The organism is Actinoplanes lutulentus (assembly GCF_003259845.1).
GTDB classification, from domain to species: Bacteria; Actinomycetota; Actinomycetes; order Mycobacteriales; family Micromonosporaceae; genus Actinoplanes; species Actinoplanes lutulentus.
In genome coordinates this window covers 260,410-276,720 of sequence record NZ_QLMJ01000006.1, presented here as the reverse complement: position 1 = coordinate 276,720, position 16,311 = coordinate 260,410, and the positions used below count along the sequence as shown (strand labels likewise).

Genomic DNA, 16,311 nt, shown 5'->3' with positions numbered 1-16,311 from the left:
CACCAGCACCCCTCAAGCGCTGAGGTGCTCCACCGCGGTCCACGGCTCCTTGCCGGCCACCCCAACACCGGCCGGACACGACTTCCGGAAATCGCACCAGCTGCACAACGACCCCGGGTTCGTCGGGAACGTAGCGTCCGGGTCGGCGCCGGCGGCCACCGCTTTCTCTGCCGCCACGATGTCCATCGCGGTCTCCTCGGCGCGGCGGATCTGCCGGGCCAGCGACTCCTCGGTGTGCTCGTGCGCGGCCACCGTCCCGGTCGGCAGGTGGTGCAGCTCCACCCGGCGACACGGCCGGCGGAAGACACGCTCCGCCGCGTACGCATAAAGGGCCAAAGCCTGCGACCCCCGAGCGTCGTCGGCGTCCAGCCCCGATCGGCCGGTCTTGTAGTCGACGATCACCGCCTCCGGACCGTCCGGGCCGGCGCGGCCGTCGATGCGGTCGGCTCGGCCGTTCAGCGCCAGGATCGACGTTTTCGCGGCGACCGTCCGCTCGACGCCCAGCGGCTCGTCAGCCGGGTCGAGCGTCGCCACGTAACTCTCGAGCCAGTCCAGAGCCCGCTGGTAAGTGGCTCGCTCCTGCTCGACGTCGCGGTATCCCTCGCGTACCCAAGTGCTCTTCAAAAGGGTGGGCAGCGCGCCTGGCGCGCGTCGCTCGGCAGGCAGGCCGTACCAGTTCTTCAGGGCTGTGTGGACGCTCGCGCCGAGCGAGTTGTGCGCCCAGGGCGCGCCTTTCGGCGGCGACGGGCGATCGATGTAGGTAAATCGATATCGGCGGGGGCAGTCCGCATATGCCCCGAGCTTGCTCGGCGTGCAGACGAAGAGCTTCTCCGGCATGCCGGCAAAACCGAGCTGCTCCGGAACGACGGCGCGAGATTTGGTGGGGGGCACGCCACAATCCTGCCAGCACCCCCCGACAAGAATTTCAGAGCAGGTGGCTGTACGACTGCACGAAAGCGAAGATGGCATCCGCGATGAGCTGGACCGCGATCGCCGCGAGGAGCAGGCCGGCGATCCGGGTGAGCACCTCGATGCCGGCCGGGCGCAGGAGCTTCACGATGATCCCGGAGAACCGCAGGACCAGCCAGACCGTGGCCATCACCGCGACGATGCCGGCCGCGATGATCAGGTATTCGTCGGTGCTCTCGGCCCGCTGCACGAAGAGCATGGTGGCGACGATCGCACCGGGTCCGGCCAGCAGCGGAGTGCCGATCGGCACCAGCGCGACGTTGCTCGTGCCGCCGCCCTGATCGGTGGGCTCGTCGGTCTTGCCGGTGAGCAGTTGCAGCGCGACAAGGACCAGCAGCAGGCCACCGGCCGCCTGAAGCGCCGGAAGTTGCACATGGAGGTAATCGAGGAGCGTCTGTCCAGCCACGGCGAAGCCCACGATCACGCCGAGGGCGAGCAGCACGGCCTGCGTGCCGGCCCGGTGGCGGGCCTTAGCCGGCATGCTGCCGGTGAGCGCGAGGAAGACCGGGACCATGCCCGGAGGGTCGACGATCACCAGCAGAGTCACGAAGAACTCGCCGAACAGCTTGACATTCACCCGATCAAGGTAGGGCTCGGCCCATTTTTCCGCAGGCTGCTGGGGCGATCGTCACCCTGTGGTCACCCCAGGACGGGCACTCCGGTCGCGGCGGAGACGATTTTCTCGTACATCTCGGGCGCGGTCTGGAAGGCGCCCAGCTTGACCGTCTTGTGCGTACCGTGAAAATCGGACGAGCCGGTAACGGCGAGGCCGAGCTGATCGGCCAGTGCACGGATCTGCTCCCGCTCCGCCGGCGTGTGATCCTCGTGGTCGGCCTCCAGGCCGAACAGGCCCGCATCAGCCAGCTCGACAATCAGCCGATCGGGAACAACCCGACCCCGGACCGTCGCCCGCGGATGGGCAAACACGGTCACGCCCCCGGCATCACGCACCGCACGCACGGCCTCGAAAACATCAAGATCAGACTTGGGTACGAAATAACGGGCGCCCAGCCACTTGGAGGCGAACGCTTCCGTGGTCGTGCCGACCAGACCAGCCCTGATCAGCGCCTGAGCGATGTGCGGCCGGCCCACCGAGCCACCCGCCGCGTACTCCTGGACCTCGGCCCAGGTGATCGGCACCCCGTCCGCCCGCAGTTTCTCGACGATCTTCTCGGCGCGCTGCTCCCGATCGCTGCGCAGCCGGATGAGTTCGGCCGCGAGCAGTGGCTCCGCCGGGTCGAAAAGGTACGCCAGAAGATGCAGCGCGATGGCCGGCTCAGCACCGTGCCACCGGCAGGAGAGCTCGGCGCCGCGCACCAGCGTGAGGCCGTCGGGCCGGGCCGCGGCAGCCTGATCCCAGCCACCGGTGGTGTCGTGGTCGGTGATCGCGAGAACGTCCAGCCCGGCGGCGGCGCCGGCACGCACCAGCTCGGCTGGTGTGAGTGTGCCGTCGCTCGCCGTCGAATGGCAGTGCAGGTCGATTCTCAGGCGTCGTCTCCGTCGTCCTCTTTGCCCAGCCGAGCCTCGACGGCCTGCGGCTCGTACATCTCCTCGACCACGCGGAGGTAGAGCTCGTTCGGGTTGGGCAGGTGCTTGACCTCGCGCAACGCCTGGTCCTGGCCGGCCGACTCCAGCACGAAAGTGCCGTAACTGAGCATCCGGCCGAGGGCCGACTGCTCGTATTTCATGTCGGTCACCCGGAGGAGCGGCATCATGGCCACCTTCCGGGTGATGATCCCGTTGACCACCATCACGCGCTTGTTGGTCAGGATAAATCTGTCGAAGTACCAATCGAAGACACGCCAGGCGACCCAGCTGATCACACCGAGCCAGACCAGGACGGCAACCGTGACCATGCCGTCGATGTTCTGGCGGGTGAGGAAGCCGGCGAGATATCCCAATACGAGAGTCGCGCCGGCGCCGATCGCGATCGGTGTCGTCAGATGGATCCAGTGCCGTTTCCACTCACCGCGGTACCGCTCGGTGGGGAAGAGGTAACGAGCGACCAACGTGGTCGGTTCATCCTCGAGCGGCAGGAACCGGCGCGGGCCACCGCCCTGGTCCAAGCCCTCCAGCTCCTCCTGAGTGAACGAAGGAGGCTGGTACTCGGTGGAATCCTCGTAGACGTCGTCGGCACGCCGCTGGCCGCGTGCGTACGCGGCATCGTCCCCATAGGGGTCGTCGAACGCCGGGTCGCGGAACCCGTAGTCCTCATCGTCGTCCCGAGGGCGCCGGGCACCCTCGCCTCGCGTGTCGCGCGGCTCGCCAGGATCCATGTAGCGATGCTATGCGACGAGGTCGGTAAAGAAGGTGCCGAAGCCTCGTGCGATGTCGGCGATCGTGCCTCCGAGCGACTCGAAGACCGCCGCGGCGGATCTCGGGTTGAAGGCAATAAAGAAGATCAAGAATGCGATGCCAAGCCAGGTGAGGACCTTCTTGATCATGGCGGGCCTTCTCCTCCGGTGCGGGTTGCGTTCAGCGCCGCGGCAGTACTGACGGTATCAGCTTCGTCGCTTCGTGTGAACAAAGTGTCCAGAAAGCCGATTGTCAACACCACAGGTCACACCCGACAGAGTTAGGCACGACCGTGCAGGTAAGGCGTTGGCGCTCCGAACACCAGCTCGGGCGGCACCCCTTCGGAGAGGTCGTGCAGAACGACGTGCTCCGCGAGTAGATAGCCCGCGCTCGCTGGCCACGCTACCGCATAGAGCCACATTCCTTTGGCCTCACTCACGTAGGCACTTCGATCTTCCGGTGACTTTACACACCACAGTGGAGTCGGGTGCCCAGCCGCTTTGATCTTCGCGTGTGGACCGGTGTGCTCGGACAGCGCCTCGGAGAGCAGGTGACCCGGGTCGAGCCCGGGTATGCCGGCGAACCGGGTACCGAGACCGACACCCGGTTGCTCGGCGACCAGGACGAGATCCGCCGGGCCACCGCCGAGCGGTTCCGGACCACTGCACGCGAGCACCGTGGCCCGTACGCCGAACCGGTCATCACCCGACCAGCCGACCCCGGTGACCATCCACCCGGACGGCAGCGGCCAGGGGCACCAGAGCGGTATCCGCTCCGCGCTCGAAGCGGACTCCCGCAGGACCGCACCGACGATCTCCGCGCTGATGTGCTCGGCGACATGAAACGGCGGAACGTCCCCACAGTTGTCGCAACGCCAGGTGCTGTGCATCAGGTCCGGCTTCCGGACCTGAGCTGCACATCTGGGGCAACTCACTGTGACACCCACACTCCATACCGTGCGGGTCGGCCGGTCCGCCGTCAAGCGAATCGGTGCTTTTCGTCAGTGCCCTCAGCTCGGCGACGGCGCTTTTTGCCAGCGGCCTCGGCTCGGCGACGGCGCTTTTCGGCGGCCTGCTCAGCTCGGCGACGGGCCCGCGTGAGCCCGGATCCATGCGTGCATGGCGATGCCGCTCGCCACTCCGGCGTTGATCGAGCGGGTCGAGCCGTACTGGGCGATCGAGAACAACTCGGCACACGCCGCCCGCGCCGGATCGGACAAGCCGGGCCCTTCCTGGCCGAAGAGCAACACGCAGCGCCGCGGCAGAGTGGTCGTCTCCATCGGGCGCGACCCGGGCAGGTTGTCGATCCCGACGATCGGAACGCCGGAGTCCACCGACCAGGCCACGAATTCCTCGATGGTCGGGTGGTGCCGGACATGCTGATAACGATCGGTGACCATGGCGCCCCGGCGATTCCACCGCCGCCGGCCCACGATGTGCACCTCGGCGGCGAGGAACGCGTTGGCGTTGCGGACGACAGTGCCGATGTTGAAGTCGTGCTGCCAGTTCTCGATGGCGACGTGGAATCCGTGCCGCCGCTCGTCGAGATCCGCGATCACGGCTTCCCGGGTCCAGTACCGATACCGGTCGACGACGTTGCGGCGATCGCCCTGTTCGAGCAGCTCGGGATCGTACTGCTCACCGACCGGCCACTCGCCGGGCCAAGGGCCCACGCCAACCTCGGTAAATTGGTCCTCGCCCGCCGTCATGGGGCGTTACGCTACCGATCCCACGCCGGGACATGATCTACGGCGGGCCTCTGCCTGAATTTCGGCAGGAGACGCAATGAGCGGCGGGGCCCTCCCCGGCACCCGCCGCCCACGCTCTGTTGTGGAAGAGTTTGCCTCACGGTCCGTATCCATGTGAAGGACTTTCAGGTGTGAGCCAGCTCACATTTAAGTTTCTTTCCTATTTATTTCTCGGCGCGGGCGCGCTCCCGCAGCGGCCGCACAGGCAGGACAAACGGGCTGCTTGCGATCAACTGGGACGAAGCAGCCGCATTGATCGTGTCGCCAATCAGACACCGTGCGCCTACATTCAGTTACCATGAGTTGCCCGGCCGCCTTGGCGCCCCCGGCTCGCAAAAGGTGCCGCACGCCACGTGTGCCGGCACTCCCCGCGGGAATGGGAAGTGGGTACCAGAGGTTTCACCGGACGAAAGCGATTCGGAGCAGACGGAGGCATCATGGCGACGGTTGCGCTCACCGCAGCGAACTTCGACGAGGTCACCGGCAAGGACGGCATCGTCCTGGTCGACTTCTGGGCCAGCTGGTGCGGGCCCTGCGTTCGCTTCGCACCGACCTACGAGCGGTCCTCGGAGAAGCACTCGGAGATCACCTTCGGCAAGGTGGATACCGAGGCGGAACAGGCTCTGGCCGCGAAGTTCGACATTCGTTCGATCCCGACGATCATGGCCATCCGCGACGGCGTCGTGGTCTTCGCCCAGCCGGGCGCACTCCCCGAGTCCGCGCTGGAGAGCCTGATCGAGAAGGTCGAGCAGCTCGACATGGGCGAGGTGCGTGAGCAGATGTCCGCACACCGCAAGGCCGCTCACAGCGAGCCGGCCAAGGCGGAGACCGAGACCGCGGCCGCAGGCCGCAGCTAACCCAGCGACACTCAAGGCCCGCGGACCACTTCCGGTCCGCGGGCTTTTTCATGGGTACGCACTAAGGGCCGGATTTTCAGCCCTCATTTTTCCCGCCACCCATCCGAGTAGCGGCATGGACAGGTGATCGAACATGTGTTCGAATATCTGCCATGCGATGGTCCCACCTGTCGGCTCCCCCCGACGGCTCGCTCTCGGGCCGGGCGGTGTCAGCGGCCCCACTCCTGCCGCTGGCGCTGCCCGGCGCCACGGTCCGCACCTTCGACACGCCTGGCTTCGCCGGCATGACGTTTTATGAGGTGCGCGCCAAATCCCTGATCAACCGGGTTCCCGGCGCTTCCCGCGTGCCGTTCGAGTGGACCATCAACCCATACCGCGGCTGCTCACACGCTTGCACGTACTGCTTGGCCGGTGATACGCCGATCCTGCTCGCCGACGGCTCCACCCGGCCGCTCGCCGAGATCCGCCCCGGCGACGCGGTGATGGGCACGATGGGCGCCGGCCCGCACCGGCGTTACGTGCCGACCACGGTCCTCGACCACTGGGCCACCAGCAAACCGGCCTTCCGGGTCACCCTCTCCGACGGCACCCGGCTGGTCGCGAGCGGCGACCACCGCTTCCTCACCGACCGCGGCTGGCGGCACGTCAGCCCCTCCGAGCCGGATCTGCCCGCGCTCGCGATCGGCGACCTGATGTTCGGGGTGGGCCGGTTCGCCGATCCGCCCAAGGAGTCCCCGGATTACCAGTCCGGGTTCCTCTGCGGCCTCGTCCGCGGTGACGCCTCAGGCGGCGGCACGGCCCGCGAGGGCGACGCGTGGATCCGCGCCGACGGCTACCTCGACGACATCTCCCTCACCGAGGCGCTGCGCTGGCCGGAGCTGCCGACCGGCGATTGGTACCGCGGCTTCCTAGCCGGCGCCTACGGCGCGACCGGGCACGCCGAGCGGCTGGCTGTGGTGTTCGCCAGCGACGACCCGATCTACCTCGACCGCGTCTGCGAGGCGCTGGCCCATCTGGGTCTCGCCACCCGGCGTCCGGTCAGCACCCGGCGTCCGGCCGGCACCCGCCGCGCCGGCTCGCCGTCCGAGCGCGTCGAGACGGAGCGCCACCTTGAGGCGGCCCTGCGGTTCCGGCACATGACCGGCGCGCCTCAGGCCCCGCTGGACGCCTCAGGGGTGGGTGTGCGGGCCAACCGGCGGCTCGCCGTCGCCGACATCGAGGACCTAGGCCTCACCCTGCCGCTCTTCGACATCTCCACCGGCACCGGCGACTTCATCGCCGACGGGGTGGTCAGCCACAACTGCTTCGCCCGCAACACGCACACCTACCTCGACATGGACGCCGGCCACGACTTCGACACCAGCGTCGTGGTGAAGGTGAACGCCGGCGACCTGATCCGCCGCGAGCTGGCAAACCCGCGCTGGTCCGGCGCCCCGATCGCGATGGGCACCAACGTCGACGTCTACCAGCGCGCCGAGGGCCGTTACCGCCTGATGCCGGAGATCCTCGCCGCCCTGCGCGACCACGCCAACCCGTTCTCCATCCTCACCAAGGGCACCCTGATCCTGCGCGACCTCGACCTGCTCCGGCAGGCAGCCGAGGTGACCGAGGTCGGCCTCTCCTTCTCCGTCGGCTTCGTCGACGAGCAGGTCTGGCGCTCAGCCGAGCCCGGCACCCCGAGCCCGCACCGCCGCCTGGACGCGATCCGCCGCCTCACCGACGCGGGCTTCCCGATCAGCGTCCTGATAGCCCCGATCCTCCCCGGCCTCACCGACACCGAGGACTCCATCGATGAGACAGTCGCCGCGATAGCAGCCGCCGGGGCGACGAGCGTGATCCCGATCCCGCTGCACCTGCGCCCCGGAGCCCGCGAGTGGTACGCCGCCTGGATCGCCCGCGAGCACCCACATCTGCTCCCCAGGTACCGCGAACTGTTCGGCAAGGGCTCCTACTCCCCGAAGAGCTACCAGGACGAAGTGACGGCCAGAGTCCGCCAGGCCACCCGCCGCCACGGCCTGCACCGCCCGACCCAGCCCACCACGCCCAACCAGCCCACCACGAGCAACCAGCCGATCGCCCGCGACCAGCCGATCGCCCGCAACCAGTCGATCACTCGCGACCAGTCCACTACCCGCGACCAGTCCACCACCCGTGACCAGCCCACCACCCGTGACCAGCCCGGCCCCAGCCCTCGCCCCACCGCGTCCGGCCAGCCCCAGGATCCCCACCAGCTGACCCTCCTGTGACCCGCCGAACCAGCCGCGCCCCGGTCGGGGGGCCGGGGCGCGGCACCCACATCCCAGGGCCTGTGCCCGCGCTCCCGTGCGAGGTCGCGTGGGTGTTGAGCGTGGATACAGTTGATTCATGCGGAGTGCTCAGCAGATCCTCGCGGACGCCAAGGTCATCGCCGTAGTCGGCGCCTCACGGGATCCCTACAAGCCGTCGCACACGGTGCCTCTCCAGATGCTGCGGCACGGCTGGCGGATCATCCCGGTCAACCCGTTCGTCGCCGAGGTGTTCGGGGTGCCGACCGTCCCCACGCTCGCCGACCTGACCGAGCCGGTGGACCTGGTCAACATCTTCCGCCCGGCACGGGACGCCGTGGACGTGGTCCGACAGGCCGCCGAGATCAAGGCCCCAGCCGTCTGGCTGCAGAGCGGCATCGCCTCAGCCGAGGCCCGCCGCATCGCCGAGGAGGCAGGCATGGATTACGTCGAAGACCGCTGCCTAGCCGTCGAACGCGCCCTGGGCCAGCTGACCAAACTCCCCTGACCAGCACCAGGCTTGCCCCACGACTGTTTCCGCAGCGCTGACCCCGCTGGCCAATGGAGCCACCCGCTCACCACGTGCGGGTGGCTAGTTCAGGATCGAGGCAAGTTCCGCCCTGTCGACCGCTAGTTGCCTAGATCGTGGGCTGAGGCCGCACCCGTGCCGCAGGCGACCGCGCGCATCCCGCAGCACAGATCGCTGTCACGGAACGTAGCGCATCTTCGGGCCGCAGCGTCGATCTTGGAGAACCGTGGGTCCTATGACCCCCGCAGAACTCCACAAACGCGTAACGCGGGCCGTTGTCGATCATTGCCCGACCACGCCGCGTAACGAACAACCGGATCGTCCAACGGCGGGTCCACTCCGATCGGCGGGCCGAGGGCACTCTGCTGCGCGCGCTCCGCCCGTGCGTGTCGAGTTGAGGCGCGTATCGAACCCGAAATCGACACAAGCCCGCGATTCGCAGGGTGCGTGTCGAATTTGGGGGCGTACTGAACCCAAAGTCGACACACTCGTCGGGGCTACGCGATCGTGGGCTTCCGGCGCGGCCAGCCCCGGCCCAGCCCAGCCCGCCCAACCCGCCCGCCTGCCCAGCGCGGCCCGCCTGCCCAGCGCGGCCCGCCTGCCCAGCGCGGCCCGCCTGCCCAGCGCGGCCCGCCTGCCCAGCGCGGCCCGCCTGCCCAGCGCGGCTGGGCTGGCCGGACGGCGGGAACGGGGATGGGCCCCGGCTGGGTGGTTAGCGGAATTGGGCCTCTCGGACGCTGTTGCCGCCGTCCACCACCAGCATCTGGCCGGTGATGTAGGAGGCTGCCGGGGAGCACAGGAACGCCACCGCCGCGGCTACCTCGTCGGGTGTGCCGGGGCGGCCGATCGGGGTGCCCAGGCCCTGCTTGATCTCGGTGACCGTCGACGCGGCGGTGTAGATCGTGCCGGGGGCCACGCAGTTGACGTTCACGCCGTCGGCGACCAGTTCCATCGCCAGTGCCCGGGTCAGGCCGACGACCCCCGCCTTCGCCGCCGCGTAGGCCGCCTCGGTGGGAAGGGCGTTCACCGGGCCCGCCGTGGCGGACAGGTTGACGATGCGGCCCCAGCCCCGCTCTGCCATGCCGCTCACGAAGGCGCGGCTGCACAGGAACGCGGTGCTCAGGTTCCGATCGATTTCGGCCTTCCACTCGTCGAGGGTCAGCTGGGCCACGGGGCGCAGGACCTCGGGACTGGTACGGCTGGCCAGGCCGGCGTTGTTGACCAGGACCTCGACGTCACCGAGCGAGTCGGTGATCGCGTCGGCCAGGGCGCCGACCTCGGACTCGTCGGTCAGGTCGGCTACGAAACCGGTCACGCCGAGCTCGGAGGCCCGTTCGTGGATCCGGCGGGTTGTCGACACGATGGCCACGCGGGCGCCCAGGTTTCGCAGGCGGCGCGCGGTCGCGTATCCGATGCCGTCCGGGCTGCCGGCGCCGGTGACCAGCGCGACCTTCCCGTCCAGGCGCATGGTGACCGGCGCTCCGCCGGATTCTTCGATCTCCGCTTCCACGATATCCATCATGTCCGGTTCGGCGGGCCGATCGGGGTCGGACCCGGAAGCACCGGAACGCGGTGGACGGCCATCAGCGGGGCGGGTGGCGTCGCGCCGGGACGGACTACCCCCGGCGGAACGGGCGTCGAAGACCATGCGGCGATCCTGCCCGCTCCCGCAAGCCGGGGCAAACATGCTGTCACCGTGGCGTACCGCGGGTTCTCCGAGCCGGACGTTGATCCGACAACGCGAAAGGCACCCCAAACCCGGAAGAGAGACGACCGCGGGATCAGCCGCCGGCTTCCGGTACGACCTTCCTTCCGCTGGTCAGCGGGATGACCGGGCCTTCTTCGACGAAAACCAGGGGAGCCTCGGCGCCGTACCGCGCGGGCAGTTGGAGACGGGCCTGGTCGATGTCCCGGGTTCCGATCTCCACGCCGACGCCGTCGTGCCGGCTGCCGACAGTGACGATCCGCACGCCCTGCTCCACCCAGTAGTGGAGATCGGCCACCACCCGTTCCTGCCAGCCGGTCAGCTCAGCGACGGCGTGCGCCGAGTCACGTACGACGATGCAGGCGTCCTCGGCACTGCTCCGGATGAAATCGTCGAATCCGGCGGACGGCACGCGGTAGACGACCGCCCGTACGCGTTTCTGGTCGATCTCCATGCCGGAGTACCGCTCCGCGAACCGGTCCCGGCCGCCGACGTCGATCCGCTCCATCGCGTCGGAGAGCACGGTCGGGGTGATCGGCACCCGGACCTTGCCGTTGACGGTGTACTGCGGCGCCCGGGCGAACGCGCATCCCGCGGTACGCCAGCCGCCGACCAGGCCGGCTCGTTCCGGCGGACGCCCAGCCCCGTCGAGCGCACCGCACCCGGCCACGCTCAAGGTCAGCGCTGCCAGAGGCGCTATCCGAGCCAGCACCCGGACCATCCGATCGCGATGCATCGCACTCCCCCTCGGTTTCCCCCGATTGCTGGTGCAACGAGCGGAACCGCGCCCTGGGTGACGGCCCAGAGCCGTACCCGATAAGACAGGTTGTGCGGCGGAAGGCGTACAGAAAGAGGGTTTTGTCTTTTATCAACCGAAATCAGGACCGAAATCAGGACCCAACTCGGAACCGGAATCAGGGCGGAGGAGCGGCCCGCCCGGCGCGCGCCGCGCCGATGATCACCACGGCGACACCGGCGAGGAGCAGCGCCAGGCCCGGCAGCGAACCCGGGCGGATCTCCTGGCCGAGCCACCACCAGGCGATCAGCGCGGCGCCCGGCACCTCCAGCAGGATCAGCACGCTGACCGCGGTCGCCGACGTGTGCTGGAGCGCATAACTGAACATCGAGTGCCCCAGCAGCTGCGCGCCCACCACCAGGGCGAGAATCGCCGCCCAGGTCCGTCCGTCGTAACCGCTCAGCTTCGTGCCGGAGCCCACGCACACGACCAGCAGGATCACGCCGCACGTGCCGTAACAGATCCAGGTGTACGTCGTCGTGCTCAGCGAGATCCGGGCCCGCTCGCCGAGGGCCGTGTAGACCGCCGCAAACATGCCGCCGGCCAGCGCGAGCACGTCGGCGAACACGGCCTGTGAGGAGACTCCGAAGTCGGCGCCGGTGGCCCAGGCCGCTCCGGCGACCGCGAGGCCGATGCCGATCCAGCCGGTGAGCGACGGGCGGCGGCCCTGCGCGGCCGCGATCAGGCCCTGCCAGACCGGCTGGGTGGCGACCAGCGCGGTGGCGGTCGCGACCGTACCGAGTTGGACCGCCGGCATCCAGGTGGAGAAGTGCGCGGCAAGGGCAATTCCGGCAAGAACGCAGAAAAGACCCTCGCGCCGCAGCGGCCCACTGATGATTCCGGTCACCTCGGTGCGCCGGGATGCCAGCACGACAGGAGTGAGTGCCGCCGTCGCGAGCGCGTTGCGCCAGAAGGCGACAGCGAGCGCCGGTGCCGCGGCGAAAGCGATCAACGGTCCCGAGGACGAGACCGCCAGGATGGCCACGACCAGCGCAATCACCGTTGTCGGCGGCGGCAGAATTCCAGATCCAATTCCTTGGGTACGCGTGATCGAAGCGGCGTCTTGACGCGGTGAGCGCATATTCATCCCCGGCCGTCGCTTCTTGCACAGCCGAACTGCGCAAGTTGCAGATGTCTATTGGCTGACAGTGACGGAGTGGCTACAGTCACCGACGGCTCCTCTGCCGTTTTCTTCCCTCGATGCCCTGGAGGCCGATTTACATGCCCGCATACCGTGCGGTCGTGTTCGACTTTTTCGGCACCTTGACCCGTTCTGTCCAGCGCGGCCCCCAGCACGCGGACATTGCCCGGTCGCTCGGTGCCGACCCCGAGACCGTCACCGGCGTCCTCGACCGGACCTTCCGGGCCCGGGCCTGCGGACGGTACGGCTCGGCGGAAGCCACCCTCCGCTGGGTGATCGAGCAGGCCGGTGGCCGGCCACGCCCGGGCGCCATCCGCGCCGCCATGCCGGCCCGGATCGACGCGCTGCGCGCCGACACCCGGCTGCGGCACGACGCGGTCAGCGCGCTCACCGCCATCCGGGGCCGGGGCGTACGCACCGCGTTGATCAGTGACTGCACCCACGAACTTCCCGCCTTCCTGCCGGGCCTTCCGGTGGCGCCGCTGCTGGACGCACAGATCTACTCGGTCGAGCTCGGTGTCTGCAAACCGGATCCCGCGATCTACCTGGCGGCCTGTGAGCGACTCGGCGTTTTCCCGGAGGACTGTCTCTACGTCGGTGACGGCGGCAGCCACGAGCTGACCGGCGCGGCCGCGGTCGGGATGACGCCGGTCCGGCTGGCCGCCCCGGATCTCGCGAACCATCTGGTCTTCGACGCCGACACGAATTTCGCCGGGCGCACCGTGCGATCGCTGACCGATGTGCTGGGACTGCTCCACCACACGCCGGCGATGGCAGGATGACCCGGTGACCTCTGGCGTGCTCGACGAGGCGATCAAGAAAGCGGCGATCGCCTGGATCTCGGTAGGCGACGGTCCGGCGTACGCCTTGTGGTGCATGCCGGCCGAGAACTCGATCGTGGTGGTCAGCGGGCCGGGTGAGCAGTTCGCACCCGGGCTGGCCGAGGCGGATCGGGCCACGGTCCGGCTGCGCGGTGATCACGGCGGCCTGATCGTGGTGACCGAGGCCGTGGTCGAACGGCTCGTCCCGGGCAGCGAGGAGTGGGGTTCGATCGCGCCCGCGCTGGCCGGCAAGCGTCTGAACGCGTCGGGTTCGGCCGACGAGGTCGCGGCGCGGTGGGCGGCGAACGACTGCGCGGTGGTCCGGCTGGTCCCGGCCGCCGAGTCCGCTGTCGGCGCTCCCGACCTACCGGCCGAGTCCGCGGCGGAGGCGCCCCGGGAGACACCGGCCCGGGTGGAGACGCGAAAGCCGTTCCGCCTGCACCGGGTTCGCAAGCGTTAGACGGGTCAGCCGACGAACGGCGGGACCGCGATCTCGCCCTTGGCTATCGCGCAGACGTGCCCGGCCACCGTCGCTGACGTCGCCGTGCCGCCTTTCGCGGTCACCGTGCAGTCCAGCAGGGACGGCCGCTTCATCTCGTGGCCCTGATGCACCCGATACGCCGACTCGCCGTCACCGGGCAGCAGGCCTTCCGCGACCAGCCACACGCCCAGGCCGAGCGCTGCCGAGCCGGTGGCCGGGTCCTCCCAGACCGACTCGCCGGGAACGAAGACCCGGGCGTGTGCGGCACCGTCCGACCACGAGAAGGCGCATATCCCGGTCACGCCGTGCCTGGTGGCCGCTGGCGTGTTCAACTGAATCCTGGCCAGCGCCTCCCGGCGTACCGGAAGGAATGTCCAATCCAAGCCGCAGCCGGCGGTCCTGGGGTGACCGGCGAGATCCGAGGCCGTCAGGCTGAGGGTTTCGAGCAGCGGTTCCGCCGCGATCGGATCGCCGAGTGCGGGTGTTCCGCCGGTGAGCGTGGCCGAGCCCGCGGCGGTGACCTCGATCGGCAGCAGACCCGCGCCGCATTCCTGCACCACCCGGCCCGGCGGGAAATCGCCGCGGCGCATCAGCGTCACGGCGGCGCCCACCGAGGGATGACCGGCGAACGGCAACTCGGTCTCGGTGGTGAAGATCCGCACTCGGTAGGTTGCGCCTTCGGCACTCGGGGCAAGAATGAAGATCGTCTCGGCCAGGTTGAACTCGCGCGCCAACGTTTGCATCTGGCCGGCGGCGAGAGCACCGGTGGCGGGGGCGTCGGCACTGTAGACCACCGCGAGCGGATTTCCCGCGAAAGGCCGATCGGTGAACACGTCGACGATCTCGTACGCCACGGTGGACATGTCCGGACCTTAACCTAACCTGAGGGCGTGACCATGGGGACGAGGGTTTATCTGGCTCGCCTCGCCGGGCTTCCGGTGTTCGACCCCAATGGCGACCGGGTCGGGCGGGTACGCGACGCCGTGGTCCGGCTGCGCACCACGAACCGGCCGCCGCAGATCGTCGGGCTGGTCGCCGAGATGGCGCTGCGCCGGCGCATCTTCCTGCCGATCGGACGTTTCACCAGCATGGACGCCGAGTCGGTTGTCCTGAGCACCGGCACGTTGAATCTGCGCCGGTTCGAGAAGCGGCCGAACGAGCTGCTGGCCCTGGAGGATCTGCTGGACCGGCGGGTCACCGTGGTCCCGGAGCACGGCGACGGCCCGGACCACATCGGCATCGTGGTCGACATCGGGATGGAGCTGAACCGGAACACCGAGTGGATCATCACGCGGCTGGCAGTCCGGGAGCACACCGGCCGGCTGGCCCGGCGCGGTCACGTCTACCAGGCGGAGTACAACCGGATCCGCGGGCTGGTCGGGCCGACCGACACCCAGGGCACGTCGAACCTGCTGGCGCTGCTCGACCAGATGCGTCCCGCCGACATGGCGAACGCGCTGCAGGACCTGCCGGACGCCCGCCGCAACGAGATAGCGGCCGCGCTGAGCGACCGCAAGCTGGCCGACGTGCTGGAGGAGCTGCCCGAGCACGACCAGGTGGAGATCCTGGCCCGGCTGGACCGGGAACGCGCCGCCGACGTGCTCGAACGGATGGATCCGGACGACGCGGCCGACCTGCTCGCCGAGCTGCCCAAGTCCGAGCAGGCGGTGCTCCTCGACCTGATGGAGCCGGAGGAGGCGGCGCCGGTCCGGCAGCTGATGAACTACCGGCCGGGCACCGCGGGCAGTGTGATGACCTCGGAACCGGTGATCCTCACGCCGGACACCACTGTCGCCGAGGCCCTGGCCCGGATCCGCGAGCCCGAACTGCATCCGGTCGTCGCGGCGCAGGTCTTCGTGGCCCGGGCGCCGAGCGCCACGCCGACCGGTAAATATCTGGGCATGGTGCACTTCCAGCGGCTGCTGCGCGAGCCGCCGTCGTCGATCGTCGGCGGCCTGGTGGACAGCGGCATCGACCCGCTGCGCCCGGAGACCACGCTGCTGGAGATCACCCGGCGGATGGCGACGTACGACCTGATCGCCATGCCCGTGGTCGACTCGGCGCACCGGCTGCTCGGCGCGGTGACCGTCGACGACGTGCTGGACCACTCGCTGCCCAGGGACTGGCGTGACCGTGACGCCCACGACGATGAGCTGGCGGATCAAACATGAGCGAGCCACGCCGCGACCGTCTGGACCAGCCCCGCGAGCCGGGTCGCGTGCATCTGCCGAAATTCGACCCGGAGGCGTTCGGCCGCTGGTCGGAGGCGATCGCGCGGTACATGGGCACGGCGAAGTTCATCGTGTACATGACCGTGCTGATCGCCGCCTGGTTCGCGTGGAACACGCTGGCGCCGGCCGACATGCGCTTCGACCCGTACACATTCACGTTCTTGACCTTGATCTTGTCGTTGCAGGCCTCCTATGCGGCGCCCTTGATCCTTTTGGCGCAGAACCGGCAATCCGACCGGGATCGCCTCTCGATGGAGGAGGACCGGCGGCGGGCCGCGCTGCAGAAGGCCGACACCGAGTACCTGACCAGGGAGATCGCCTCGCTGCGGATCGCTCTCGGCGAGGTCGCCACCCGCGATTTCATCCGCAACGAGCTCGCGAGACTCGCTGACGAACTGGACGAAGCGGCCCATCGGCGGGACAAGCGGGCTCGGATGGAGTGGGAGGAAGAGCACCCCTGAGCTCGACGTAGCAT

General features: G+C 69.0%; 18 protein-coding genes. 7 read left to right on the top strand and 11 right to left on the bottom strand.

Going from position 1 to position 16,311, the window contains the following annotated elements:
• Positions 1–12 precede the first annotated feature (12 nt).
• The 7 genes from B0I29_RS16615 to B0I29_RS16590 all read right to left on the bottom strand — a co-directional run bounded on the left by B0I29_RS16615 (position 13) and on the right by B0I29_RS16590 (position 4,972).
• On the bottom strand, positions 13–837 hold the full coding sequence (locus B0I29_RS16615) for a RecB family exonuclease (RefSeq protein ID WP_245972567.1): 825 nt from the start codon (positions 835–837) through the stop codon (positions 13–15).
• A gap of 88 nt (positions 838–925) precedes the next feature.
• Positions 926–1,546, bottom strand: coding sequence for a MarC family protein (locus tag B0I29_RS16610; protein ID WP_111649884.1), 621 nt, complete (start codon positions 1,544–1,546; stop codon positions 926–928).
• 62 nt (positions 1,547–1,608) lie between these two features.
• Positions 1,609–2,457, bottom strand: a complete 849-nt coding sequence (locus B0I29_RS16605; RefSeq protein ID WP_111649963.1) for a PHP domain-containing protein — start codon at positions 2,455–2,457, stop codon at positions 1,609–1,611.
• On the bottom strand, positions 2,454–3,245 hold the full coding sequence (locus tag B0I29_RS16600; RefSeq protein WP_111649883.1) for a PH domain-containing protein: 792 nt from the start codon (positions 3,243–3,245) through the stop codon (positions 2,454–2,456). The genes B0I29_RS16605 and B0I29_RS16600 overlap by 4 nt, the downstream gene beginning before the upstream one ends.
• Before the next feature lie 9 nt (positions 3,246–3,254).
• Positions 3,255–3,413 carry a hypothetical protein gene (locus B0I29_RS45750; RefSeq protein WP_014447648.1) on the bottom strand — a complete coding sequence of 53 codons (159 nt, stop codon included), beginning with the start codon at positions 3,411–3,413 and terminating at the stop codon, positions 3,255–3,257.
• Between the two features lie 131 nt (positions 3,414–3,544).
• Complete coding sequence (locus B0I29_RS16595; protein WP_311733597.1) at positions 3,545–4,198, bottom strand: DUF6758 family protein; 654 nt, start codon at positions 4,196–4,198, stop codon at positions 3,545–3,547.
• 141 nt (positions 4,199–4,339) lie between these two features.
• The gene (locus tag B0I29_RS16590) at positions 4,340–4,972 is read right to left on the bottom strand and encodes a TrmH family RNA methyltransferase (protein WP_111649881.1); all 633 of its coding nucleotides are present in this window, start codon (positions 4,970–4,972) and stop codon (positions 4,340–4,342) included.
• 476 nt (positions 4,973–5,448) lie between these two features.
• Here B0I29_RS16590 and trxA point away from each other — a divergent pair, with 476 nt between their 5' ends.
• The 3 genes from trxA (at position 5,449) to B0I29_RS16575 (ending at position 8,640) form a co-directional block, all read left to right on the top strand.
• A complete protein-coding gene (gene trxA, locus B0I29_RS16585) occupies positions 5,449–5,868 on the top strand; it encodes a thioredoxin (protein ID WP_111649880.1) in 420 nt (139 codons plus the stop codon).
• Positions 5,869–6,020: 152 nt separating this feature from the next.
• Entirely contained in the window at positions 6,021–8,114 is a 2,094-nt protein-coding gene (locus B0I29_RS16580) for an intein-containing Rv2578c family radical SAM protein (protein WP_220091329.1), read from the top strand.
• Between the two features lie 118 nt (positions 8,115–8,232).
• A complete protein-coding gene (locus B0I29_RS16575) occupies positions 8,233–8,640 on the top strand; it encodes a CoA-binding protein (RefSeq protein WP_111649879.1) in 408 nt (135 codons plus the stop codon).
• 733 nt (positions 8,641–9,373) lie between these two features.
• On the opposite strand, the gene B0I29_RS16565 is transcribed toward B0I29_RS16575, so the two are convergent.
• The 3 genes from B0I29_RS16565 to B0I29_RS16555 all read right to left on the bottom strand — a co-directional run bounded on the left by B0I29_RS16565 (position 9,374) and on the right by B0I29_RS16555 (position 12,213).
• Complete coding sequence (locus B0I29_RS16565; RefSeq protein ID WP_375790641.1) at positions 9,374–10,180, bottom strand: SDR family NAD(P)-dependent oxidoreductase; 807 nt, start codon at positions 10,178–10,180, stop codon at positions 9,374–9,376.
• A gap of 262 nt (positions 10,181–10,442) precedes the next feature.
• The gene (locus B0I29_RS16560; RefSeq protein ID WP_111649877.1) at positions 10,443–11,102 is read right to left on the bottom strand and encodes a hypothetical protein; all 660 of its coding nucleotides are present in this window, start codon (positions 11,100–11,102) and stop codon (positions 10,443–10,445) included.
• Positions 11,103–11,280: 178 nt separating this feature from the next.
• Positions 11,281–12,213, bottom strand: coding sequence for a DMT family transporter (locus B0I29_RS16555; protein ID WP_375790640.1), 933 nt, complete (start codon positions 12,211–12,213; stop codon positions 11,281–11,283).
• 170 nt (positions 12,214–12,383) lie between these two features.
• Here B0I29_RS16555 and B0I29_RS16550 point away from each other — a divergent pair, with 170 nt between their 5' ends.
• Together B0I29_RS16550 and B0I29_RS16545 are read left to right on the top strand one after the other, a co-directional pair.
• Positions 12,384–13,085, top strand: coding sequence for an HAD family hydrolase (locus B0I29_RS16550; protein WP_111649875.1), 702 nt, complete (start codon positions 12,384–12,386; stop codon positions 13,083–13,085).
• Positions 13,042–13,584 (top strand): hypothetical protein, encoded by a 543-nt coding sequence (locus B0I29_RS16545; RefSeq protein ID WP_111649874.1) that lies wholly within the window; start codon positions 13,042–13,044, stop codon positions 13,582–13,584. The genes B0I29_RS16550 and B0I29_RS16545 overlap by 44 nt, the downstream gene beginning before the upstream one ends.
• Before the next feature lie 5 nt (positions 13,585–13,589).
• On the opposite strand, the gene B0I29_RS16540 is transcribed toward B0I29_RS16545, so the two are convergent.
• The gene (locus tag B0I29_RS16540; RefSeq protein ID WP_111649873.1) at positions 13,590–14,468 is read right to left on the bottom strand and encodes a PhzF family phenazine biosynthesis protein; all 879 of its coding nucleotides are present in this window, start codon (positions 14,466–14,468) and stop codon (positions 13,590–13,592) included.
• Positions 14,469–14,495: 27 nt separating this feature from the next.
• Between B0I29_RS16540 and B0I29_RS16535 the strand changes: the two genes are divergently transcribed.
• Together B0I29_RS16535 and B0I29_RS16530 are read left to right on the top strand one after the other, a co-directional pair.
• A complete protein-coding gene (locus tag B0I29_RS16535) occupies positions 14,496–15,776 on the top strand; it encodes a magnesium transporter MgtE N-terminal domain-containing protein (protein ID WP_111649872.1) in 1,281 nt (426 codons plus the stop codon).
• On the top strand, positions 15,773–16,297 hold the full coding sequence (locus tag B0I29_RS16530) for a DUF1003 domain-containing protein (RefSeq protein WP_111649871.1): 525 nt from the start codon (positions 15,773–15,775) through the stop codon (positions 16,295–16,297). Before B0I29_RS16535 ends, B0I29_RS16530 begins: the two co-directional genes overlap by 4 nt.
• Positions 16,298–16,311: the final 14 nt, after the last annotated feature.

What these genes read in the sequence shown, in the direction of transcription:
- B0I29_RS16615 (WP_245972567.1), bottom strand. Translation starts at nt 837, where the DNA reads ATGCCGGAGAAGCTCTTCGTCTGCACGCCGAGCAAGCTCGGGGCATAT.
- B0I29_RS16600 (WP_111649883.1), bottom strand. Translation starts at nt 3,245, where the DNA reads ATGGATCCTGGCGAGCCGCGCGACACGCGAGGCGAGGGTGCCCGGCGC.
- B0I29_RS45750 (WP_014447648.1), bottom strand. Translation starts at nt 3,413, where the DNA reads ATGATCAAGAAGGTCCTCACCTGGCTTGGCATCGCATTCTTGATCTTC.
- B0I29_RS16590 (WP_111649881.1), bottom strand. Translation starts at nt 4,972, where the DNA reads ATGACGGCGGGCGAGGACCAATTTACCGAGGTTGGCGTGGGCCCTTGG.
- trxA (WP_111649880.1), top strand. Translation starts at nt 5,449, where the DNA reads ATGGCGACGGTTGCGCTCACCGCAGCGAACTTCGACGAGGTCACCGGC.
- B0I29_RS16580 (WP_220091329.1), top strand. Translation starts at nt 6,021, where the DNA reads ATGCGATGGTCCCACCTGTCGGCTCCCCCCGACGGCTCGCTCTCGGGC.
- B0I29_RS16575 (WP_111649879.1), top strand. Translation starts at nt 8,233, where the DNA reads ATGCGGAGTGCTCAGCAGATCCTCGCGGACGCCAAGGTCATCGCCGTA.
- B0I29_RS16565 (WP_375790641.1), bottom strand. Translation starts at nt 10,180, where the DNA reads ATGGATATCGTGGAAGCGGAGATCGAAGAATCCGGCGGAGCGCCGGTC.
- B0I29_RS16560 (WP_111649877.1), bottom strand. Translation starts at nt 11,102, where the DNA reads ATGCATCGCGATCGGATGGTCCGGGTGCTGGCTCGGATAGCGCCTCTG.
- B0I29_RS16550 (WP_111649875.1), top strand. Translation starts at nt 12,384, where the DNA reads ATGCCCGCATACCGTGCGGTCGTGTTCGACTTTTTCGGCACCTTGACC.
- B0I29_RS16545 (WP_111649874.1), top strand. Translation starts at nt 13,042, where the DNA reads ATGTGCTGGGACTGCTCCACCACACGCCGGCGATGGCAGGATGACCCG.
- B0I29_RS16540 (WP_111649873.1), bottom strand. Translation starts at nt 14,468, where the DNA reads ATGTCCACCGTGGCGTACGAGATCGTCGACGTGTTCACCGATCGGCCT.
- B0I29_RS16530 (WP_111649871.1), top strand. Translation starts at nt 15,773, where the DNA reads ATGAGCGAGCCACGCCGCGACCGTCTGGACCAGCCCCGCGAGCCGGGT.